The following is a 21,590-nucleotide window of genomic DNA, read 5'->3' on the forward strand; positions in this document are numbered from 1 at the left end:
AAAATACATCAACAGACAATTACCAAATTTATGTAGCCTCTTTATTAGACTATAATGCAAGCATTCTTCACGGTAAATGGATCGACCTCGACGGCTTAAGCAAAGACGATATCCTGGAAGAGATCAACCAAATCCTCCAAACCAGTCCCTATACCAAGCAATACGGCGAAGTAGCTGAGGATTGGGCCATCCACGACTTTGAACTTGGCGGCATCCGAATTTCCGAATATGAAAGTCTCGATACTATCGTCAGTATAATGGAAGCATTATCCGAACACGGTGAAGCNNAACGTTGATGATCTAGCATCTGCAAAAGCAAACTTTGAAGATACATACGCAGGCGAGTATGACTCTTTCCTGGATTATGCCACACAAACTTTTGATGAACTCTACGCTCACTCGATTCCCGAAAGTCTCCGCACTTATATTGACTACGCTGCTTATGCCCGCGATCTTGATGCGGAAGGATACTTCATTGAAGATGGGCATGTTTTCCGTCCTATCTAGGACGGTTTCTTTCTATCATTTCGTATAAAATGAAAAGAGCCCGACTATGTCGAGCTCTCCTTACTAATCATTCTTAATAGTGAATTATCCCTTTTTGTCCTGATAAAGTTCACGAGCAAAACGAATTACTTCGAGGATAAGCCCTAACAAAGCGATCACTGTACTAGGATCGCTTAAAAAGACCTGAATCATGTTTAGATGATTTTCATGAGGCCCTTAGGGTTTTGCACTAAAAATCTTTGATAATAATCTGCCCCATCTAGGCAATATTTACTTATACGTTTCTTCAAGCAGAAATGTTCCAGTCTAAACAGTGTCCACAAAAACGACCGTTTTCCCGAACACTAATCAAGCAACCTCGATTTTCCACTTTTTCTTTCACCAGCAGTACAAAAAACTGGTCTACTAAATCAAAGTACGATAAAGGTAGGTTAGCATCCTTTTGCGGTACATATTACCTTGACTTATAGCATCTGATGCTATATCATCAGATGTGGTAATTAAGAGAGGTTTACTAAAAAATGAGAACTACCCTAAACATAGATGATGAAGTATACATCATAGCAAAGCATCTGGCGCAAACGAATAATAATTCGATAGGTGATACCATTTCAGAATTGGTAAGAAAAGGATTAGATAGAGAGCTGCCAAAGTTTGAGGCCGAAGATTTTCCAATAATACCCACAAGAAATACGGGCAAGAAGATCACCAATGAGTTTATTAATAAGATCAGAGAAGAAGAAGGCTTCTAATGAGTTGGTTACTTGATGTTAATGTATTGATTTCTATCCTTGATGAAGATCATATTCATCATTCTATTGCCAGTGATTGGTTAAGTAAGAATTGTGAAAATGGATGGTCGACTTGCCCAATAACGGAGAATGGCATAGTAAGGATTTTATCAAATCCTGCATATGGATTAGAAGGCTCAACTCCGAAGATAGTTAATGGGTATTTTGGCAGACTTAAAAAAATATACCCTCATCATAAATTTATCGCTGATAGTTACCCTTTAGATGATGGCACTATAAATTTTGATTATGTGTTAAACTCCAAGCAGCTAACTGATGCATATTTAACAGGTTTAGCTTATCGTGAGAGCTTAAAGTTTGTGACTTTTGATAAAGGTGTAAAATCATTATACCTTATGGAAAAGCCAGAAGATATAATAGTCTTGCTCTAGGAGGTTTTATTTTGAAAATCGGATATGCCAGAGTAAGCACCAAAGACCAAAACCTCGCTTTACAAAAAGATGCTTTGGCCAAAGAAGGCTGCGAACTCTTTTTTGAAGAAAAAGCCAGCGGTGCTAAAACTGACCGACCAGAACTTCGCCGAATGATAGATCAGCTACGTAAAGGTGATATTGTCATTATCTGGAAATTGGATAGGCTAGGGCGGTCACTGCGCGACTTGGTAAATCTTGTCACCGAGATACAGGACAAGGGTGCGGGTCTGAAATCGCTCAATGATGCTATTGACACCACTACTCCACAAGGGAAACTAACTTTCCATCTGTTTGCCGCACTAGCAGAATTTGAGCGCGACATCATCAGTGAGCGCACCAAAGCGGGACTAGATTCTGCCCGCGCGCGTGGTCGAAAAGGTGGGCGACCCAAAGGTTTATCTCAACAAGCTAAGGACAAAGCCATCATCTCAGAGACTTTATACCGAGAGGGTAATCTATCAGTAAGCCAAATCTGCCAACATTTAGGTGTGGCTAGAAGTACATTCTACAAATTACTCAAGCATAGAGGCATCCAACTTGGACAAAAAGAGGAGCGGACTAACCCGCGTTGATAGTAGCTCCTCTTTAATGCATAGTTTCAAAATAATTGTATTTGCTACTTCGCTTCTGCTCTAAAACCAGCCTCTGCTACGGCAGCCTGTACTTCTTCTTCCGTTAAGTCACTTGTTTTTACCGTTAGGGTACGGTCATCATCCTGCAAATCAACCTGCCAGACATCGATGCCTTCTTTGGCTTCCAGTATGGGAGTCACTTTGGATAAACAACCTGAACAATTAATATTGGTTTTGAATTTTAGCTCTTTCATGATTCGATCAAATTTTTATTTGTTTTAAACGTAAGCTGTTAGTGACTACTGACACGGAACTAAGTGCCATCGCTGCACCGGCAATCATGGGGTCAAGCTCAAACCCATTGATTGGATACAGTAGACCCGCCGCAATCGGAATTCCGATTAAATTATAAATGAAGGCCCAGAATAGATTTTGTCGTATCCCAATTACCGTTTTCTTGGATAGTTTCAGTGCTTGAGGAATAGCCATTAAGTCAGACGTAATTAGGGTCATCTTTGCCACATCAATAGCAATGTCCGATCCTTTGCCCATTGCGATGCTAACATCTGCCTGTGCCAAAGCTTGCGAGTCATTGATGCCATCACCGACCATGGCTACTGTATAGCCTTCCTGTTGAAGTTGCTTTACATAATTTGCTTTATCACTAGGCATTACTTCGGCCTGGAATTTCGTAATACCTACTAGCTTAGATACAGCTGCGGCTGTTCTAGCATTGTCCCCGGTTAGCATATGCACAGCTATGCCTCGCTTTTGTAGTAGGGCAATGGCCTTAGCAGAAGTAGGCTTTATCTTATCAGTTATACCCAGTATTCCGAGCACTGTCTTTTGGTTTGCAAAGAAAATGACGGTCATGCCTTCTTCACTCCACTCTTGGTAAGTTTGCGTTACTTCGGCAGTGATCTCTAAATTGTGCTCTGCTATCAATTTGAAATTACCTACGAAGTAGGTTACTCCCTTCACTCCTGTCCCGCGTACACCTTTACCGGTAATACTATTGAAATTGGTCACTTCTTCCGTTGGGGTTCCTTCTTGCTCCAGATACTTGATTACCGCTTCGGCTAATGGGTGCTCAGACTGTTCTTCTATGCGGCGTAAGACTCCTTTGTCGTATGAAGTAGCGGTCTCCGTCCAGTGTGTACGCTGTACCTCTGGATGCCCTTCCGTAATAGTTCCAGTTTTGTCCAGAATAACGGCATTAACCTTGTATCCTAACTCCAGACTTTCTGCATCTTTAATGAGAATATTATGTTCTGCACCTTTCCCAATCCCTACCATAATAGCCGTAGGGGTAGCAAGACCAAGCGCGCACGGACAGGCGATAACCAACACCGCTATAGCATTTAGTAATGCATGAAAAAAGGCATCCTGCCCACCCAATATCATCCATGCCGTGAAGGTAATGATTGCAATCACAATTACTGTGGGGACAAAGACTCCAGCGATCTTATCGACCAACCCCTGAACGGGAGCTTTACTTCCTTGTGCTTCTTGCACCATTTGGATGATCTGAGCAAGTAATGTCTCTTGCCCTACCTTCTCCGCTTCAAATCGAAAGCTTCCTTTCTGGTTAATCGTACCTGCAAATAGCGTGTCACCAACGGTTTTGTGCACTGCTATCGGCTCACCAGTGATCATGCTTTCATCAACGAAACTGTCCCCTGTGATAATACTACCGTCAACCGGTATTTTTTCACCTGGCTTAATAACTATATGCTGTCCTCGCTTGACTTGTTCAATTGGAATAGTGATTTCCATACCGTCCTCTACAATTCGTACGGTCTTTGGTTGTAATCCAATTAATTTTTTGATGGCAGAAGAAGTATTCGATTTAGCTCGTTCTTCCAGTAATTTGCCCAGCGAAATGAAAGTGATTATAACGGTCGCCGCTTCGTAGTATACGTGGCTCTCAAAGCCTCGGGAAATAAAAAAGTCAGGAAAGAGGGTATTGAACAAGCTAAAGAAGAAAGCTATCCCTGTGCTCAAGGCTACCAGTGTGTCCATGTTAGCCTTACCGAATTTAGCTTGCCGATACGCACCAATAAAGAAATCACGCCCAAACCAGAATAGCACTATCGCACTGAGAGGCAGTGAAATCCATCTACCTGGAACCCAGTGCATATAAAACATACCAAGGATAAAAACCGGAAGTGTTAGTACAGCGGCCCAGATCGTTTTACGCAACGCTTTCTGATAGGATTGTGTAGCCCGATCCTCCTGCTCTACTAATGAATTGGAATCATTATTTCCTAAGATCAGGTCATAACCTACCGCTTGTAGTGCCGCCTGTAGCTCTTGTTGACTGATAATGGAATTATCAAATTCTACCGTAGCTGTAGCATTGGCAAAGTTTACCGAGGCTTCATGTACTCCCGGTAGTTGATTCAGGATAGACTCCACACTGGCTGAGCAAGATGCACAACTCATCCCCGTGACGGGAAAACGGTCTTTAGACTGCTTTCTATCATTTTTATTTTCCATGATAACCTCTGCACTCATATTTCTATCTTTTATAGTGCAAAGATCGGCTGATGTTAAGCAGGATGTGTTATAGCTTGTTGGTTATGTTTTGTCTAATCTTGGTCAATACGACTGCATTCTGAACCTCGTCAAAAAAATGGACAGTAGTCTTTTCACTGATAGTCTTTAATCACATTTACTGCTGTATTAATCAGCAGCACTTAGCTTAATCTTCATTTTCTCATTTGGTTAGGTTGTATAATTGAAGTTTCACCAGTTCACTAAAAAGGAGATCGATAAGCTGGTTCATTAATCATCACTTCATCCGTGAGAGTATGTAAAAAATTGATTAAGTCCTCTTTATCTTGTTCTGTAAGGAAGAGTCCTGTTTCGCGAGTGTTCTCTACTGTTGGATCTACCGTAGAAGAACTCTGGATTCCTTCATTGTAATGATCAACTACCTCTTCCAATGTCTGAAAACGGCCATCGTGCATATAAGGAGCAGTAAGGGCTACATTGCGCAAACTAGGCACTTTAAATTTAGCTCGGTCTTCAGGGTTTAATGTTACATCTTCGCGGCCTAAATCGGTGAAGTCAGTATCACTATCTAAACCATTGTTCATGTATTGGTCATTTTCGAAATTTTTACCCCCGTGACAATGGACACAATCTGCTCCCGAAAACTCTGGAAAGAAAGGATTGTATTCCGTTTCAAATAACATCCGGCCTCTTTCTTCGCTTTCCGTCAAAGCTTCTTCTCCTGCTAGGTAGCGGTCGTATTTGGTGTTATAAGATACAATACTTAACATAAATTGCTCTAGGGCAAGTGCCATTTTTTCTTCCGTTATCATTGCAGAATCAAAGGCGCGTACAAATTGGTCTCGATACGTTTTTTCTGCGCTCAGTTTACTAATTACATTATCCAGTGTTTCGTTCATTTCCAACGGGTCTTGAATGGGCTTTAAAGCTTGGTCGCGTAACAAATTCGCCCTACCATCCCAAAAGAACTCGTTCGTATGCCAAGCCATATTGAAAACGGGCATAGCTTGACGTTTACCTTCCAGTCCTTCTACACCAATCGAGAATCGGTCAGGATCAGAAAAACCGTCAGCCTGTAAATGACAGGAGGCACAAGCTTGGCTACCATCCTTACTTAGCAAGGTTTCGTGGAAAAGCATTCTTCCCAGTAGTACCTTCTGTTCCGTTAAGATATTGTCTTGGGGGAGCTCTGGATCAGGTAAACTGCCATATTCTAAGATATAAGGTGTGTCATCATATTCTGGTGGAATCTCATCCATGCTGTCGTCATCACCACAAGCAATTAAACAAAAAACGCCAATTAGGTTCAAAAGAAAGAATAGGTATCTGAATTTCATTTTGTAAACATTACTCTTGTTTGAAAATAGGATTTTCTATAAAAGAATAATCCGTTAGGCTTTTTAAAAAAGCGACTAAATCCTCTTTTTCCTGCGAATTCAACAGCAAAGGTTGCAGAAAAGGACTCTTGTTAGTATGTTCTTTGCCACCGCTATTATAATGAGCTATAACAGCTTCTAAGGTACTTAATGAACCGTCGTGCATATACGGCGCGGAAAGTTCTATATTGCGAAGAGAGGGTACCTTAAAAACTGCCCGATCCTGATCTTCTCCTGTTAACCGAAACCGTCCCTCATCCGAATAATTGGTGTAAAGACCATTGTTCGCAAAATCATAATTGGTAAAATTGAACCCACCATGACAATTACTGCATTGAATACGTTCACTAAAGAATAGCTCTTTGCCTCGCAACGCTGGTGGTGAGAGACTAACTTCACCACGATTATGTTGATCATAGAGACTATTACCGCTTAATAAGCTGCGTTCAAAGCAAGCCAAAGCTCGTGTGATGACAAATGGATCAGGTTGTCGATCATACGCATTTAGTGCCATCTGCACATACATGCTATCGGCTTGTAAACGTTCTGCTAGCAAGACAATATTAAAGTCGAATTCATTGTGTTCCTGAATAGGTACCAAGACTTGCATTTCTAAAGTAGGCACGCCCCCCTCACGGGTCAAATAAGGGTGATAAGCAACGTTTGCTAAACTAGGTGAATTCCGTGTACCCAGACGCTGATCTACTCCCAGACTAAAGTCAATGTCATCACTAAATGCCAGTTCCGGCTGATGGCAAGAGGCGCAACTAATAGAGGAATCTACCGACATAATTGGGTCAAAAAACAAGTGCTTTCCCAGTTTCCAACGCTGCTCAGTAAATTCATTCTCTTCCGTGGATGGGATATCCGGAAATCCATCGGGTATTTCCATCAAAAGAGGAAAAGGCATATTCACTACAGGTTCTTCTTGCTGGCAGGCTACTAGCAACAGGAAGATCATTCCGAAGAAAATATACCTTTTCATCACTCCTTAGCGGTTGATTTATTGTATTACTAAGCGTTCAGCTCTCAAAGTTTTACCATTTTGCTGTAGGCTGACAAAGTATACTCCGGCAGTAGCTAAGGTGAGATTAATTTCTGTATTACTACTCACTTGATCCATCTGCGTGATCACTTGTCCCTGTGCATTCGTTATCGTCAACTGATAAAGCTCTTCAGTATCCGTAGAAATATAAAGACTACTACGCTGTGTGGTTGACGGATTGGGGTAAAGTTTGACGTTACGGACGATCTGCACATCCTCGTTATTACTGACAAGATCAGAAGCCGTGAAAACATGCTCTTGAAAATTTCGTAAAGCGGTGATGGCTTCACCGAACCCTCCGTGAGTAATCGGTCCGCTGTTTAGGTTTATATCTTCCATAGAACGAATATAATCCGCATCTAAGTCGATTACTAGTTCTCCGTTATCAGCCGCCAATTCCAATGCTACTTCCGTTTGAAAGTAATTTTCATCTTCCAGAGCGTGAATCTGCCAAGTCTGATTCATACTGGTGCCACTATTTCCCTCGAAGGCTCCGAAACGATAACCAGCAGCCCAGCCCCAGTGCATGGAAGGGAACTGAGGAGCCAAAGGATGACCATTACCAAAACCAGCTGGGTCGGCATGGTTATTTGCCTCATCTACTCCTACGTGGAACCGAATAGCTTCAACATTAGTGATAGCTAACTCACCTAATGCCTGAGAAGTTTCTTCGTTAGCATCCACTAGCATGTAGATATTTTCAATATTAGTTTCCTGACCTCCGTCGTGAATCAGGGAGATTTCTGCGATATAATACTCTAAACGTGTAAAGTCAAAATTACTTTCAATGTTGTTGACTACTTCTGTTCCCATCGCAAAATCTGCATCCCCTAATTTATGATGAATGTTTAGCGTTATATTAGTTTGAGAAAAAAGGAACAGGCTGCCAAATAAAAAAAGACAAATAGTTAGTAGGCTTGTTTTCATAATATTTAATTTATGATTTGAGGAATATTTAAAGACGCAAAGATTAAGAATTTTGCAAAATATTATTTTGTATTTCTTTGGTTTTGTTTTGCCTTATCTTGGCATCAGCCCGAATAGTCCGAAACAATTGATCGTTGTTCTTGCCTAAAAGCTGCGTTTTATCAGGTTTTTTAGGTATAATTATTTAAGAGGCAGGCCACTAGAGCTTGTCTAAAGATTTTCTTCCCTTGCCACTTTTTTTGAAAGCAGTAGGCGTAAGCCCTGTTATTTTTTTAAATTGCCGAGATAGATGAGAAATACTACTATACTGTAACTCAAAGACAATCTCACTAAGACTCATTTGATTATAAATCAACAATTCTTTGACCCTTTCTATTTTCTGCAAAATAATGTAACGCTCAATTGTTATAGATTCCGTAGTAGAAAACAGTTTGGAAAGGCTGAAATAATTCATTCCCACTTCCTTTTCCAGATAGGTAGAAAAATTCATTTTTTCCGGCTTTTGGGGGCCATTATGCAAGTGATCGAGTATCAGTTTTTTTATTTTTTCAATAGTCTCAGCATCTGCACCATTCATAAGCTCAAAGCCATTTTCTGATAGCATTTCACTGATTATTACGTATGCAGTCTCGTGTAGTTCGCCTACCACCTCAACTCGACCAAGTTCAATGCTCTTTAGTGTATGGCCAAGTTCTTGCAATTGTTCTCGAACCAGTTTGATACAGCGATCACAAACCATATTTTTGATGGCTAATACTGTTGTTGTCATTGTAAGTCTTTTTTAAGTAACTGAGCATTCACAGCACAGACTACAGTACTTATACTCATTAATGCTGCACCAAAAGCAGGGCTAATCATCAAACCAGGAACAAATCCTGTTGCTAAAGGCAACGCAATAAGATTGTAACCAGTTGCCCAGCCTAAATTTTGTATCATCTTGCGATATGTCGCTTTACCAAATAGGATTAAATTAGCGATGTCTTTTGGATCGCTGTCTACCAGTACAATGTCGGCGGTTTCCGCAGCTACATCCGTTCCCGACCCAATCGCAATTCCAACATCTGCTTGCGCCAGAGCAGGAGCATCATTCACGCCGTCACCAGTCATGGCTACGAATTCGCCATCCTGCTGTAAAGCCTTTATTTTAGCTTGTTTTTGCTCCGGTAGAACCTCAGCCATATAATCATCCATACCCAATTCACGAGCAACTGCTGCTGCTACTTTTTCATTATCTCCCGTAAGTAAAGAGACTTTAATACCGTTTTCCTGAAGCGTTTTAATAGCCGGAGCGGAACTTTCTCTAATCTCATCTGCGAAAGTGATAAACCCGATTAGCTCTTTATCCACAACAATGAAAATCTTAGTTTCAATCCCTTCATCCTTATCTTCTGGTACACTTATTTCTAATTGTTCCAAAAGAAGATAGCCTCCTGCACTGACCTGATTACCATTAACGGTACCACTCACACCTACTCCTGATTGGTATTTGAAGTTTTGCACCGTGTATAATTCAAGCTTTTTTGCTTTAATTTTCCGTGCTAACCCTTTAGAGATATGATGCTCTGAAGGGCTTTCGACAGACGCTGAGTAGCGTAACAATTCTTCCTCATTCCATTGATTGGACAAGGACACTATGCGCATTACCTCGTGAGACCCTTTGGTAAGCGTACCCGTTTTATCAAAAACGATAGTCGTAATTTTACGAGCATTTTCAAAAGCGGTTCTGTTTCGGACGAGTAGGCCATTTTTAGCAGACATACTGGTTGAAATTGCAGCGACTAGAGGGATGGCTAAACCTAGTGCGTGTGGACAGCAAATGACCATCACGGTTACCATTCGTTCTAATGCAAAGGATAACTCACGGCCCAGCATTAGCCATACAGTAAAAGTACCGAACCCTGCTACTAAGGCAATGATGGTGAGCCAAAACGCCGCTTTATCTGCCAACCGCTGCGTTTTAGATTTTTGCCCTTGTGCCTCTTGCACCATGTTGATTACTTTGGACAGGTAGCTCTCTTCTCCCGTTCCCTTTACTTCCATCTTTATGGAACCACTTCCATTGATCGCACCGCCAATGACAGTATTGTCTACTGTCTTACTAACTGGCTTGCTTTCACCTGTCAGCATACTTTCATTTATCTCACTCTCCCCTTCTACAATCACACCGTCGGCAGGGACTTTTTCACCAGGCTTGATGAGGATAATATCGCCAGGCTTGAGTTCGCTGACTTTTACTTTCATCACGTGATCATCGTGAACTAAGTTGGCTTCGTCTGGCATTAGCGCAGCCAAGGCTTCTAGGGCCTTGCTAGCTCCTAAAACTGAACGCATCTCAATCCAATGCCCTACCAGCATCACATCAATTAAGGTGGCCAGTTCCCAGAAAAAAGTCTTGCCTTCCAAGCCAAAAACTACCGCTGAGCTGTAAAGGTAGGCAGCTGATATAGCTACCGCGATGAGGGTCATCATTCCCGGTGTTCTTTTGTCAAGTTCTTCAGCCAAGCCTTTTAAGAAAGGCCATCCGCCATAGAAGTAGATAATGCTAGACAAGCCAAATAAGACCCAACGATCACCAGTAAAACTCCAATCCAAATGGAGCCATTCCTGGATCATAGGTGCCAACAACAAAACAGGTAGCGTGAGTGCAAGTGACACCCAAAACCTGCGCCTGAAATCATTGATCATCATCCGGTGATGGTCATGATGATCGTGTTTCTTGTCATGTTGGGTTACTTGATCTGTTGAATGATAATCGTGTTGATGTTGGTGATCCATTTTCTGTTTAGTTTACTTTTATAGTCGCACGCTAATTATAGTGCTAGTTATTGGCCACTCTGTTCTAAGCGGTATAACATTTTCTTCATCTGTGCAATTTCCCGTTTTTGAGCCTCGATGATTTCTTTTGCCAGTTCTATAGCTTCCGGGTCTTTGAGCTTAGCCGACTGACTGACCATGATTGCTGAACTGTGATGGGGAATCATGGCTCGCATCCAGGCTTTGTCATCTACAAAAGTCTGCTCTCTCAAAATGTAGAATGTGAAAACGCCAATGAGTACCGCTCCCCCAGAATTAGGTAGTTGAGCCGCTTGTCTTTATACATCCCCCACATAAATAGCAGCATAGAGATAGCCATGGGTACAATCATCAATATAGTCATATAGGTCCGCGATTGAGCGGTGTAGATATGGTCGAGCTGATCTACATTAAGGTACATCACGGCATACATGATAAGGAAGCTAGTTAGCAGCATTAGACCAAATTTCAAGTAAGGATTCATAGTTATTATTGTTAAGTTGATTTAATATTGATTACTAAAGTGTAAAGACTGTTCATTCAATTCAATTTATTGTAAATGAACGCAACTACATAACCAATAACAGCCCAGAAAACAAATGAGGCCGCAGTTCCTATCAAGGTTTCAAGGAATGAAATATCCGTCCGGATAATAGTTGAAAAGTCCATTCCGTGAAACAAGAGGTTCGAAAGTTTAACGAGGCTCTCTGTTCCCAATAATTGCATAACCAAAAAACAGCCTAGGTAAATAACTACGGAGGCTCCCCCTGATGCAATGGCGAATTTATTTTGCTGTAAATTTTTCATAGTTAAATTTTAAATAGTTTTGCTGTAATTGTAAAAACTCAGTTCTTCTTTTTTACAGAAGTTAGTATTTCAAAGCTTGATCTTTGGTAGCGAAGAAATCCTTCTTTTTGCAGATAAGCTAATGACGTTGACACACTTTGGCGGGATATCCCAATCACTTCAGCCAATTCCTGATGTGTATACCCTTGTACTTCTACTCCGTCCTCTGTCCTCTCTCCATAGGAAGAAGCAAGGTTTTTTAGTGTAACAGTGACCTTTTTGATGGTACGATTGAGGAGTAAATTTTTATAGGTAAACCATAACTTATTACTCATTTGCAGAAACTCCTGGCATAGCCTCATTTGTAACTGTGGATCGTTGTCTAACACCACCTTGAAGTCAGAAAATAAAGTGAGGCTTAATATTACCTCATCGTCCATACTCACTGCGTCGTACCGGCGAACATGTGAAGCATCAAAAAAATCAAGTATTCCAAATCTCTCATTAGGTTGAACAACTCTTAAAATGACATTACGAGTACTGCCTCTCTTCCCTCTCTTTAGTAGTTTTACTCTTCCTTTGAGTACCGTAAACAAGTACTTTGCCGGATCACCTTCACTGTAGATAAAAGCTCCTTTGGTCAATACCTGAGGCTTCAAAGAAGACTTCCGTGGAAGGTTGGTCATTTTAGAAAATCTTGTTCTTTGATAAACATCAACAATTGGTTCTAAAACTAGGGGAGGAATTATTTTATAAGACCTCCCTTTAAGTACCTTAATGGTCATGTCCTTCATGACCAGCAGCACCCTCAGAATTGTGAGATTCATTTTCCACATACTCCATCCCACAAACGGGGCATTTACCGGGTTCTTCGCTTCCACTTCCTTCGCAGTGCATTGGACATACATAAGCAGAGGTGTATTCTTTAGTTTGTTGTTTCATTTCATCGGCATGACTACTACCACCACAGGCACTAAAGGCAACACCTATTCCCAGCAGTGATAGTGTCAAAAACATAATTTTTAAAGTCTTCATCTTAATATTTTTAGATTAACAATTGATGTAAGAGACAATAATTGCAAGCAACAAAAGGACAAGAATCAGCTTTATAAGCTTGTTATATAGCACTCTAACCTTCGAAGGCTTATCATTGGTTTGACAACACTGTTTCATATTGTCCGTTTTTTAAAATCTTAAACTTAATCCACCACCAGCTCCAAATCGATTGTCATAACTGGCCAGTAGTGAAATATTTTTTCCCAATAAGTACTCTAGTCCTGCACTCCATACCGTTTCAGATTCATAATTGACCTGGTTCTCAAAATCGGTAATCACTCCAAAATCAGCCTGGTATTCATAATAGCCAAAAACAGAAAGGCTGGGAAAAATCATAACACTCCTTCCTATTCCTATTCGAGGACGTAATCGATCGTCTATTCTAACATCCAGATTAAAGAGATAGGGTGTTAAAAATCTTAGCCCGGCTACGGCAGTAATACTAAGCGAGTCCAAATTATCAGGAATTGTATTTTCCACATTGACACCCCCAAAAACTCGAACATAATCATAGAGGTACCGCTCGTAGGAGACCTCTGCCTCCATATTGTTATTATACCCAAATTCCGCATTTAGATTGAACTGATTACGAATATTAGCCGAGGTTACATTCAGAGCTGTCATCTGTGAAGCAAGATCAACCATTCCCCAGGTATAGAACAAATCCGTTTCTTTGATGATTTCTTCTATAGGGTACGGCTCCATCCGTTCATCACGAGGTGTGTCATAGCTAAAAACCCTCGCCATCCCGCCCATCATATGGTANNATGAAAGAACCAATCTCCGTATTCATTGCCATAAAATTCAATCGTCACCTCTTGCATCGGAGGTACATTGACGGTATGTTTAAGGGGAGAATAACTGCCATTTTTATTAAGAACACGGAAAAAATGACCGTGTAAATGCATAGGATGGTGCATCATCGTCAGATTATTGAGCCGGATTCTCGTTACCTCACCCTGGGCTATTTTTATTTCATCCGTTTCCGATATTGGCACACCGTTCATACTCCATACGTAGCGATTCATATTGCCCGTCAGATTAAGTAAGACCTCCTTTACTGGTAAATCTTCTGGAAATACTGTTTCAGCAGTGGATCGTAAATAATCGTAGTTGAACTCACTATACATGCTCATTCCTGTCATCGGCACCTCCCCTGCTTCCATCTCTCTCATGGGTGCGTCTCCCTTGGGCATATCCATCTGTCCCATCTGCATAGAATCCTTCTGTGGAGCTTCGGCAGCCTTTTTGTTGTCGTGATGTTTCATACCAGCCATGCCTTTCATTCCCTTCTCTGCATTCATCTGCATACCGTATGTCTCTTTCATTTCGAAACGTTCATCCATGCCAGGACGATATTTAAGAGCGGGAGCACCCATTTTCATATCCATTTGGGCCATCATTTTCATCATTCCAATTTTGTCTGGCCGTGGTACTACAGGGGCTGGAATTACCTCTCCTTTCCCCAAAAAGCTATTGGTGAATCCTGAGCCGTCTTGAGCCATCGCTCTGACTTCCAACTTTCCATTCTCTGGAATAGTGATGATAAAGTCATAGGTTTCCGCAATGGCAATCAACGTTTTATTCCTATTTACAGGAACTACATTTAAGCCGTCAGCTGCCACCAACAAGGGGTCCTCCCCCCCAAAGGTCAGCCAGAAATACGTAGAAGCAGCAGCATTGATAAATCGCAAACGAATTCTTTCTCCTGCTTCAAAATCCGGGTAATCTTGACTAGGCTGGCCATTGGTTAGAAAAGCAGGATAGTACACATCGGCAATGTCGGCACCCTCCATACCCTGTTTCCAGAAATTGAACTGAGCGCCCAGCGCACCTCTAGCAATGACCTGATTGAGTGGTGTAGCTGTACCTTTTTTGATGCCAAACCATTCATTCCCTCTTTTCAGGTTGCGTAATACTTGCATGGGCTTATCATTGGTCCAGTCCGAGAGTACAATTACCAAATCAGTATCGTATTCCAGTTTTTTTTCCTTAGGTTCGATGACGATAGAACCGTAAACACCAGCTTGTTCCTGAAGCATCGTATGAGAATGATACCAATAAGTACCAGACTGTTTAATTGTATATTCGTAAGTAAAGGATTCTCCGGGCTTAATAGGAGGAGTATTCAGATAAGGGACGCCATCATAGAAATTGGGTAACAATAATCCGTGCCAGTGTACAGAGGTTTCAACCTCCATCAAATTGGTTACTTTTATCACGGCATATTCACCTTCTGTAAATCGTAATGTCGGCCCCGGAATAGAACCATTGACGGTCATCCCCATGACTTCCTTTCCAGTAATATTGACTCCCTTTTGCTCAATGGTGAGCTCGTATTGTCGAACAGGCAAATTGTCAATATTGCCCTCCTGAGAAGGGCCTGATTGGGCCAGCAGGAAGCTCAATTGAATAAATAAAAAATAAAAACCTGCGAGGTATCTCATGTTATTGATTTAGTTCACTAATTGCAAATGGTAGTTTTATCCGAACCTTCTCCCATACTAAACTTAAGAGCCCCGAAGCTTCACTAACTTGAACAAGCTCATATATTAGATGTTCTTTCACCTCAGTCAGTAAAACAGGCTTTACATCTACCCTCAGTACATCCTCATTTTCCTGATATTTTTCGGTGCCATGCTGGTCCCAGCGCCGGTTAATAACAATAGTCCACTTATCCATGTTGGGTACAACAAAAAAACCGTACTTCCCTGCTGGTAAAACTTGATTGTTGATTAATAAATCCCGGTTCGTTTCCAGCCAAGTAGCATCGTTGGCTCCTGCTCTCCACAATTCCCCGTAAGGAATCAGATCGCCAAAAATGGTTCGCCCCCGAACGCCGGGTGAAGAATAATCCAGATGGATATGAGCATCGCCAATCATAATCATGGCCGTTTCGTGCGGACTCAACGGCTTTTTAGCGGGAGCAGTATCAGTATCAGTTGTATTGACTGCGCTGTTTTGGCAACTGAAAGAGGTCAATAGTAATAAGGAAGAAATAATAAGTAATCGCATAATTGGTCTTTAAATTAAGGAAGTAATTCAGCCAAAAGTCTTAATGCTCATGGCTGTGTTGAACATCATTAGATTCAATAAATTTGCCCTGTACACCCACTCCATGTATATGAGCAAGCGTAGCTCCATAATGCCCTGCTTTGGATACACTAAACGCAGCACTGGCAAGTAATAAAACAATTGTCAGTTCCAACCAAAGTTTGTCCTTCAGCAATAAAAAACTAATCACTTTAAATAAGAGTCCAATGCCACTAAACCAAAGCGTGTAGTAAGCAAATTGGTCGTGTTTTTCGAGTACCATTGATGCTGCCTCAGAAAGTCCTGTGGTATGAGGATGCACAAAAACCGAAGCTACGTAAGCACTCAAAAGACCGCCGAACAAAAGCAATAAGGTAGCCCAGTCCATCTGCTTTTTCCAGATAAATAAACTAGCTATTTGGGTTAGTACAGCCAAGAGAACTAAGACAATCGGAAAATGAACAACCAGAGGATGTAGATTAGAAAAATCACTCATCGAAGCATCTACGATTTTACTTTCTGTAACCATCAGATGGTTATCTGTATGCGGATGAGCTACTACTGCAGTCGTAGTTTCTATCAGTGTATCTGTTGTAACAGAGTCCTGTTTTGCTTTGTGCCCTTCATCGCCGTGCGCAAAAGGTGAACCTGCTATTAATAATAGCAAGCCCACTAAAATGATGCGTAATTTTTTATGTATTATTAGCATTTTTACAAATTTCATTTGGCACCGATTATATATTTTAATGTTCCAATATTGGTATTGATTACATCAACATGCTTAGCGTTAGAAAAGCCACTTTCTTTCATTAAGTCGATTAGTATTCCTTTCCTACTGTCAGCTGTGGTTGCAAAACCATCAAGTACTTGTACAGCATAAAACCCTAAGCTTGTAAGAAAGCTAGATGGCTTATCCCAATCACAGATGAGTATCATTCCGTCTTTTTTAAGTACTCGATAGATTTCTTTTAGCGCATTAACTTTCTCTTCTCTTTGTAATTGGTGAAATACTAAACAACTAAATACCTTATCAAAAGAATTGTCTTCATACGGAAATGCACCGCCTTCATAAAGCGAAAGCTCTGCCTTTACTAGAAATTTTAACTTACTAAGCTTTTCTTTAGCCAAAACCTTTACGTTTGGATCAATATCTAATCCAGAATAATTCACATTAGGTTCTGCTCTAATGATGTAGATAAGGTTCTCTATAGTACCAAAACCAAACTCTAAAATACGTTCAGAAGGATTTGGTGATAGTTGTTGAATTAATTTTGTTCTAAACTCTTCTTCTGGCATTGTCCATGCAATCACCTGGTCATACCAATTGGTAAATTGATCATGACCTAGTGCTGGGGTATATTTTTTCTTTTTCTTCATCAGACTAGTTGTTATTGTTTGATAATTTGACGGACTAGATTAAATGAAGCTGTTTTGATTCGGAATGAATAAGTCCCCTTCGGATAAGCTGAGATATCTATTTCGGTTTGATCACCTCTAATTGTCTGATTATCGATTAACTGTCCGGAGATATTGAATATTTCAAGTTCTCCACCACTGAGCCCACTTAGGATAACTGAATTTGTTGTTGGATTCGGGTAAAGTTTTACCCGTGAAGTACTTGAAGATGTAGTTATCCCTGTAAGTACTTGCTCAGAGTTGATCTTGATAATTCTTGCTATAGAAGGAATATCATCAACCATAGCATAAAGCATATAGTATCCTGATAGTGCTGCCAGGCTATCCAATGGAACTTGGGCCGTTACCATATTCCCTACTTGAGAAAAATTGAGTTCTAAAAAACGGTTATTCCCCGTATTCATAAAATGGGTAACTGATTGCAGAGACACGAGGATTACAGAGGTAGGAAAGTTCGTTTTTTCAATATTGAAAACAATATTTTCGCCGCGTGAAAAATCATCTTTATTCAGGTTGTGAATTTCAGGTCGAACGCCTTTAAATAGATAAGGAGGTTCAAAAGCCTCAATCGTACTCGTCGCGGGTTCGTTGCCCGGAGATCCTTCTCCACCTACTGCAATGATTCTTCCATCTGGTACTAGAATTGTAGTACAATGATACTCTCTAGGTATATTCAAGTTCTCCAATCTCCTCCAAGTATCAGTGTAGGGATTGTAGAGGTCCGTTATTCCCATATAATTCCACTGGTTCGTATGGGTAGGATCAGTAGGGTCTTCCTTTTCTCCACCCATAACCAATACTTTTTTATTGGGTAGCAAAACGGTCTTAGCTCTACTCCTAATCGGCAGGAAATTCTGGCCCAATGACCATTGATTTAATTCAGGGTCGTATACTTCAACAATACTTCCATAATTTGGAGGATTGAATGATTTGTAACCAATAGCTACGACTTTTCCTTCGGGAAGCAGTACTAATTCGTGATCGGAATGATCTCCGTTTGGCATGCGATTGTTTTGCACAAAATCGGCGGCCAAATCCCATTCTTCCGTTGGTGGTGAAAACAATTGAGGAGGCCGGTGTGTCATTAAGACCTCACCGTTATATAAGAGTACCATTGGCGAAACTTCGTTTCCTATTGCTATTTCGCCTACTGGTATTGTTGTAAAATCTATGGGGTCATAAATCTCCGTAGTCGTTACTCTTATTGGATTATCTAGGCCACCTCCTCCTGTGAGGAGCAATTTCCCATCTGCTAATTGGACTAAACTGGGATACCAACGAAAGTCTGATAAATCTGTCCGGTTTTCCCATATTTCACTTTCCGTATCAAAGGTCTTTACGATTTTGGTTCCTGGCCCATAGATTTCTTGATCTGTTCCTCCTAGAAAAATTAAATCTCCGTTTGGAAGTAAGGCAGGAGCAACGCATCCCAATACCTCATCATCCCCTGAAATGAATGCGGTATCGTTTGTGACTGGATCGAATAAAAAGGGATCCTTTGAGTTATGGCAATAAAAAACCTTCCCATTAGGCAGTAAAATTCCAAGATCGGTGCCTCCCAAAGGTTCTGGGCTTTCCATAACAACCTCCCAACGACCACCGTTAGTTTCTGGTTCCAGCGAAAAGTTTATCGCTGCCTGGTTACTATCGATACTCAGCAAGGTCGTTTGATAATCCCTTTCTAAGGCCGTTGCTCCTATTGTATAATTACCTTCAGGTATTTCATTGAACTCGTAGTTTCCTGTTTCATTAGTTCGTGTTTCAAAAAAGATCGATAAATCCTCATTAAATAGGGTCACCCGGGCATTTGATACAACCGTTGAACTTTCACTAACAACCCCTTCTACCCGAAACTGAGCTAAAACAGTGGTGAAGCAGAACAAGAGAATAACAAAAGGAATTATGCTTTTCATCTTTATTTTTTCTTTCATGGTTGTCGGAATGGTTCGTGGTATCGTACCCTTAGAAAACTTGATTAGAGATGAAGAAGCGAAACAGAATTTCGCTCCCTCATCGATCACACTACTAAATTATTATAGCTTTACTCGTTCATACTGGCAGCAACCGTGTAGGTTGTTGTAAGCTTCGTCGGTGGCCCGAACAGTTCCAGCATCATAACCCACACTCGCAATCTTTTCCTGAATCGTTTGTACCGTGAGAGCCTTGGGGTTATAGCTTACGGTAAGCATTTTGCTTTCCACATCCCAGTTTACGGCTTGGATACCCGTAAGACTGTTTACAGCTCCTTCAATCGTGCGTTTACACATGCCACATTCGCCACCTACGATAAATTGCCCTGCTTCAAAGTCAGTAGGCACATTTTCAAGGATACTGGCACTACTGGCCGCTTCCGTCTCACCTGCTTTAGCGTTGCTGCTATGACAGCTTTGACTAAAGGCTGGTGTAGCAAAAAGTGCTACTACTAAAACAGCCAAAGAAATTTTCAAATACTTCATTTTGGTAATATTGATGGATTAAAAAATAGTTGACGGTCTATCCCGTCAAGAGATAATTAATGATTATGGCCCGTCATTCGAGGTGTTGAAGTTGCCTCGATAGCTGGGTTTTTAAAATTCTTGGTAATGGTTTCCTGCACCGTTCCACAGGTAAGCATTTTGTCCCCGAAGTAAGGATTTTGCACTTGCTCTTCCCTACTCAACCAATCAGCTCCCTCATTGTCATTGGCCATGGGGCAGTGTTGTACGTAATAGGTCGATTCTGGTACCCCAAACACTTTAAGGCTTTTAATCAGGGCTTGAGACAGAAAAGAAAATTGTGTCCGTTGTTGTTCTATTTCTTTTGATGCTTGAATTTGGGTAGTATGAGCTTCCATTGCAGAAAGCTGCTCCATCCAATAAAGATGAGCATCACCATCAAGCAATGCCATATCTACTTTTCCCAACGAAGCGACCAATTTAGCTGCTTGCTCGCCAGCTAACGCTACATTAGTTGCTACGAACGCATCTTTCAATAAAAGATAGCTAGCTGTTACCTCGGCTAGCTGTTGCTTGAAGTCAGCAGGGCTTACACTTGTGTAATCTGGCAAATGCTCGGAATGATCAGCTCCTTTAAGCATCACATCTCTGTTCATCATACTTGCCTGATTATTGAGTTGAGCTGCTGCATCAATGGCGAAATTCCCGTAGGTGACTATTTCTTCTCCTGCTTCTACACCAGATATTAACTGGTAATTTTCTCCAAGTGCATCTCCTATTTCGACCTCGCGAAACTGAAAGGACGGAACGCTTCTATCGGGCACTTTTACATATACGACAGAGCGTGGCCCTGTCCATAGTACAGCAGACTTGGGAATGGTCAAATTAGAAGTCGCAACAGCCTTATTTTCTAGTGTTCCATAGACCAGCATTTCTGGTTTCAGTAGACCCTTTGTATTTTGTACTTCTACCCGTACGGAAGCCACCCTGGTTTGAGGATTAATTACCGGATCAATAAAAGTGACGCGGGATTGGAAGGTTCTGTTTGGAATCGCCGGAGTGCTGAATGAAACATTATTTCCTATTGAAATATGAGAAATGTCTTCTTCATAAGCATCAAATAATACCCATACACTACGCAGGTTCATAAGGCTAAATAATGGTTCTCCTTGCTTTAGATAATCGCCAACAGCTACTCTGCGCTTCATCACAATTCCTGATTCGTCAGCGTAAACAGGGAATATTTCCTGTATTTCCCCCTCCCCTTCAATCCTATCTATCGTTTCTTTAGAGATCTTCCAAAACCTAAGTTTATTACGGGCAGCTTCAATCAATCCCGGGTTTACTGCTTGGAGCTTTAATGCTTCTAGTAATTCTCTTTGTGCCGTAATTAATTCAGGAGAGTAAAGATCGGCCAGCTTTTGTCCTTTTCTAATTTCTTCTCCGGTAAAGGACACATAAAGTTTCTCTATTCGACCAGGAACGTGGGCCACCTGACTAGAAGCTAAACGTTCATCAGCCTGTACTTTGCCAGACAACCGCAGTGTTTTAGCTGTCGAGCCTGTACCTTGTCCAACTATTGTTGTTTGAATACTGGCTAATTTGACAGCTTCATTTGTCATTTCTAGTACTAACGGATCATTAGAAGAGTTTGCCACTAAAGGAATCAAGTCCATGCCACAAATGGGGCAATCCCCTGGTTCATTTTGACGAATTTGCGGATGCATAGAACAAGTCCAAATTTCTTCAGCTCCAGCGGTCTCCATTGCAGTATCACTATGAATATGCTCATCAGTAGTCTTACTCGTGGCATTATTATTGCCAAACAACAAATACCCCATCAACAAGCCGACACTTAAGGCTCCTGAAATTATTAAAATCGTTTTGATATATTTATTCATG

At 41.1% G+C, this 21,590-nt stretch carries 22 protein-coding genes and 3 pseudogenes; 5 read left to right on the forward strand and 20 right to left on the reverse strand.

What is annotated here, in order from left to right:
• The 5 genes and pseudogenes from ACRBG0_RS10495 to ACRBG0_RS10515 form a co-directional block, all read left to right on the forward strand.
• Positions 1-286, forward strand: a 286-nt coding sequence (locus ACRBG0_RS10495) for an antirestriction protein ArdA (protein WP_431486886.1), incomplete at both ends; no start/stop codon positions are given.
• Positions 287-288: 2 nt separating this feature from the next.
• A pseudogene (locus ACRBG0_RS10500) lies at positions 289-507 on the forward strand (antirestriction protein ArdA); the annotation flags it as partial.
• A gap of 521 nt (positions 508-1,028) precedes the next feature.
• Positions 1,029-1,259 (forward strand): CopG family transcriptional regulator, encoded by a 231-nt coding sequence (locus ACRBG0_RS10505; protein WP_431486851.1) that lies wholly within the window; start codon positions 1,029-1,031, stop codon positions 1,257-1,259.
• On the forward strand, positions 1,259-1,690 hold the full coding sequence (locus tag ACRBG0_RS10510; RefSeq protein ID WP_020534865.1) for a PIN domain-containing protein: 432 nt from the start codon (positions 1,259-1,261) through the stop codon (positions 1,688-1,690). Before ACRBG0_RS10505 ends, ACRBG0_RS10510 begins: the two co-directional genes overlap by 1 nt.
• An 11-nt stretch (positions 1,691-1,701) precedes the next feature.
• On the forward strand, positions 1,702-2,304 hold the full coding sequence (locus ACRBG0_RS10515; protein WP_431486852.1) for a recombinase family protein: 603 nt from the start codon (positions 1,702-1,704) through the stop codon (positions 2,302-2,304).
• 44 nt (positions 2,305-2,348) lie between these two features.
• On the opposite strand, the gene ACRBG0_RS10520 is transcribed toward ACRBG0_RS10515, so the two are convergent.
• The 20 genes and pseudogenes from ACRBG0_RS10520 to ACRBG0_RS10615 all read right to left on the reverse strand — a co-directional run bounded on the left by ACRBG0_RS10520 (position 2,349) and on the right by ACRBG0_RS10615 (position 21,589).
• Positions 2,349-2,558 carry a heavy-metal-associated domain-containing protein gene (locus ACRBG0_RS10520; protein ID WP_431486853.1) on the reverse strand — a complete coding sequence of 70 codons (210 nt, stop codon included), beginning with the start codon at positions 2,556-2,558 and terminating at the stop codon, positions 2,349-2,351.
• A gap of 7 nt (positions 2,559-2,565) precedes the next feature.
• The gene (locus ACRBG0_RS10525; protein ID WP_431486854.1) at positions 2,566-4,821 is read right to left on the reverse strand and encodes a heavy metal translocating P-type ATPase; all 2,256 of its coding nucleotides are present in this window, start codon (positions 4,819-4,821) and stop codon (positions 2,566-2,568) included.
• A gap of 242 nt (positions 4,822-5,063) precedes the next feature.
• Positions 5,064-6,158, reverse strand: a complete 1,095-nt coding sequence (locus ACRBG0_RS10530; protein ID WP_431486855.1) for a cytochrome-c peroxidase — start codon at positions 6,156-6,158, stop codon at positions 5,064-5,066.
• A 10-nt stretch (positions 6,159-6,168) separates the two neighbouring features.
• Positions 6,169-7,182, reverse strand: a complete 1,014-nt coding sequence (locus tag ACRBG0_RS10535) for a cytochrome-c peroxidase (RefSeq protein WP_431486856.1) — start codon at positions 7,180-7,182, stop codon at positions 6,169-6,171.
• Between the two features lie 18 nt (positions 7,183-7,200).
• Positions 7,201-8,169 (reverse strand): MbnP family protein, encoded by a 969-nt coding sequence (locus ACRBG0_RS10540; protein ID WP_431486857.1) that lies wholly within the window; start codon positions 8,167-8,169, stop codon positions 7,201-7,203.
• Positions 8,170-8,368: 199 nt separating this feature from the next.
• On the reverse strand, positions 8,369-8,938 hold the full coding sequence (locus ACRBG0_RS10545) for a helix-turn-helix domain-containing protein (RefSeq protein WP_431486858.1): 570 nt from the start codon (positions 8,936-8,938) through the stop codon (positions 8,369-8,371).
• Complete coding sequence (locus ACRBG0_RS10550) at positions 8,935-10,944, reverse strand: copper-translocating P-type ATPase (protein ID WP_431486859.1); 2,010 nt, start codon at positions 10,942-10,944, stop codon at positions 8,935-8,937. Before ACRBG0_RS10550 ends, ACRBG0_RS10545 begins: the two co-directional genes overlap by 4 nt.
• 47 nt (positions 10,945-10,991) lie before the next feature.
• Positions 10,992-11,195 (reverse strand): DUF305 domain-containing protein, encoded by a 204-nt coding sequence (locus ACRBG0_RS10555; RefSeq protein ID WP_431486860.1) that lies wholly within the window; start codon positions 11,193-11,195, stop codon positions 10,992-10,994.
• Positions 11,192-11,446 carry a hypothetical protein gene (locus ACRBG0_RS10560; RefSeq protein WP_431486861.1) on the reverse strand — a complete coding sequence of 85 codons (255 nt, stop codon included), beginning with the start codon at positions 11,444-11,446 and terminating at the stop codon, positions 11,192-11,194. Before ACRBG0_RS10560 ends, ACRBG0_RS10555 begins: the two co-directional genes overlap by 4 nt.
• Before the next feature lie 56 nt (positions 11,447-11,502).
• Positions 11,503-11,769 carry a DUF5676 family membrane protein gene (locus ACRBG0_RS10565; protein WP_431486862.1) on the reverse strand — a complete coding sequence of 89 codons (267 nt, stop codon included), beginning with the start codon at positions 11,767-11,769 and terminating at the stop codon, positions 11,503-11,505.
• 38 nt (positions 11,770-11,807) lie between these two features.
• A complete protein-coding gene (locus tag ACRBG0_RS10570) occupies positions 11,808-12,434 on the reverse strand; it encodes a Crp/Fnr family transcriptional regulator (RefSeq protein ID WP_431486863.1) in 627 nt (208 codons plus the stop codon).
• A gap of 88 nt (positions 12,435-12,522) precedes the next feature.
• Complete coding sequence (locus tag ACRBG0_RS10575) at positions 12,523-12,783, reverse strand: heavy metal-binding domain-containing protein (RefSeq protein ID WP_020534835.1); 261 nt, start codon at positions 12,781-12,783, stop codon at positions 12,523-12,525.
• A gap of 150 nt (positions 12,784-12,933) precedes the next feature.
• Positions 12,934-13,569 (reverse strand): annotated as a pseudogene (locus ACRBG0_RS10580) (multicopper oxidase domain-containing protein); the annotation flags it as partial.
• Positions 13,570-13,571: 2 nt separating this feature from the next.
• A pseudogene (locus ACRBG0_RS10585) lies at positions 13,572-15,251 on the reverse strand (multicopper oxidase domain-containing protein); the annotation flags it as partial.
• 1 nt (position 15,252) lies between these two features.
• Complete coding sequence (locus tag ACRBG0_RS10590; protein WP_431486864.1) at positions 15,253-15,819, reverse strand: DUF2911 domain-containing protein; 567 nt, start codon at positions 15,817-15,819, stop codon at positions 15,253-15,255.
• Positions 15,820-15,859: 40 nt separating this feature from the next.
• Positions 15,860-16,561 (reverse strand): DUF2231 domain-containing protein, encoded by a 702-nt coding sequence (locus tag ACRBG0_RS10595; protein WP_431486865.1) that lies wholly within the window; start codon positions 16,559-16,561, stop codon positions 15,860-15,862.
• A complete protein-coding gene (locus tag ACRBG0_RS10600) occupies positions 16,558-17,214 on the reverse strand; it encodes a class I SAM-dependent methyltransferase (RefSeq protein ID WP_431486866.1) in 657 nt (218 codons plus the stop codon). The genes ACRBG0_RS10595 and ACRBG0_RS10600 overlap by 4 nt, the downstream gene beginning before the upstream one ends.
• Positions 17,215-17,225: 11 nt before the next feature.
• Positions 17,226-19,166: a galactose oxidase-like domain-containing protein gene (locus ACRBG0_RS10605; protein ID WP_431486867.1), complete on the reverse strand. Its 1,941-nt coding sequence runs from the start codon at positions 19,164-19,166 to the stop codon at positions 17,226-17,228.
• Between the two features lie 120 nt (positions 19,167-19,286).
• Positions 19,287-19,709, reverse strand: a complete 423-nt coding sequence (locus tag ACRBG0_RS10610; protein WP_431486868.1) for a heavy-metal-associated domain-containing protein — start codon at positions 19,707-19,709, stop codon at positions 19,287-19,289.
• A 56-nt stretch (positions 19,710-19,765) separates the two neighbouring features.
• Positions 19,766-21,589, reverse strand: coding sequence for an efflux RND transporter periplasmic adaptor subunit (locus ACRBG0_RS10615; RefSeq protein WP_431486869.1), 1,824 nt, complete (start codon positions 21,587-21,589; stop codon positions 19,766-19,768).
• Between the last annotated feature and the right edge of the window lies 1 nt (position 21,590).

Source organism: Lewinella sp. (assembly GCF_050633125.1).
Lineage (GTDB): Bacteria > Bacteroidota > Bacteroidia > Chitinophagales > Saprospiraceae > Lewinella.

Bases quoted from the DNA above. Each gene is read 5' to 3' on its own strand.
- ACRBG0_RS10610 (WP_431486868.1), bottom strand. From the start codon at position 19,709: ATGAAGTATTTGAAAATTTCTTTGGCTGTTTTAGTAGTAGCACTTTTT.
- ACRBG0_RS10530 (WP_431486855.1), bottom strand. From the start codon at position 6,158: ATGAAATTCAGATACCTATTCTTTCTTTTGAACCTAATTGGCGTTTTT.
- ACRBG0_RS10615 (WP_431486869.1), bottom strand. From the start codon at position 21,589: ATGAATAAATATATCAAAACGATTTTAATAATTTCAGGAGCCTTAAGT.
- ACRBG0_RS10600 (WP_431486866.1), bottom strand. From the start codon at position 17,214: ATGAAGAAAAAGAAAAAATATACCCCAGCACTAGGTCATGATCAATTT.
- ACRBG0_RS10510 (WP_020534865.1), top strand. From the start codon at position 1,259: ATGAGTTGGTTACTTGATGTTAATGTATTGATTTCTATCCTTGATGAA.
- ACRBG0_RS10550 (WP_431486859.1), bottom strand. From the start codon at position 10,944: ATGGATCACCAACATCAACACGATTATCATTCAACAGATCAAGTAACC.
- ACRBG0_RS10595 (WP_431486865.1), bottom strand. From the start codon at position 16,561: ATGAAATTTGTAAAAATGCTAATAATACATAAAAAATTACGCATCATT.
- ACRBG0_RS10590 (WP_431486864.1), bottom strand. From the start codon at position 15,819: ATGCGATTACTTATTATTTCTTCCTTATTACTATTGACCTCTTTCAGT.
- ACRBG0_RS10525 (WP_431486854.1), bottom strand. From the start codon at position 4,821: ATGAGTGCAGAGGTTATCATGGAAAATAAAAATGATAGAAAGCAGTCT.
- ACRBG0_RS10560 (WP_431486861.1), bottom strand. From the start codon at position 11,446: ATGAATCCTTACTTGAAATTTGGTCTAATGCTGCTAACTAGCTTCCTT.
- ACRBG0_RS10520 (WP_431486853.1), bottom strand. From the start codon at position 2,558: ATGAAAGAGCTAAAATTCAAAACCAATATTAATTGTTCAGGTTGTTTA.
- ACRBG0_RS10545 (WP_431486858.1), bottom strand. From the start codon at position 8,938: ATGACAACAACAGTATTAGCCATCAAAAATATGGTTTGTGATCGCTGT.
- ACRBG0_RS10535 (WP_431486856.1), bottom strand. From the start codon at position 7,182: ATGAAAAGGTATATTTTCTTCGGAATGATCTTCCTGTTGCTAGTAGCC.
- ACRBG0_RS10540 (WP_431486857.1), bottom strand. From the start codon at position 8,169: ATGAAAACAAGCCTACTAACTATTTGTCTTTTTTTATTTGGCAGCCTG.
- ACRBG0_RS10575 (WP_020534835.1), bottom strand. From the start codon at position 12,783: ATGAAGACTTTAAAAATTATGTTTTTGACACTATCACTGCTGGGAATA.
- ACRBG0_RS10570 (WP_431486863.1), bottom strand. From the start codon at position 12,434: ATGACCAACCTTCCACGGAAGTCTTCTTTGAAGCCTCAGGTATTGACC.
- ACRBG0_RS10565 (WP_431486862.1), bottom strand. From the start codon at position 11,769: ATGAAAAATTTACAGCAAAATAAATTCGCCATTGCATCAGGGGGAGCC.
- ACRBG0_RS10605 (WP_431486867.1), bottom strand. From the start codon at position 19,166: ATGAAAAGCATAATTCCTTTTGTTATTCTCTTGTTCTGCTTCACCACT.
- ACRBG0_RS10505 (WP_431486851.1), top strand. From the start codon at position 1,029: ATGAGAACTACCCTAAACATAGATGATGAAGTATACATCATAGCAAAG.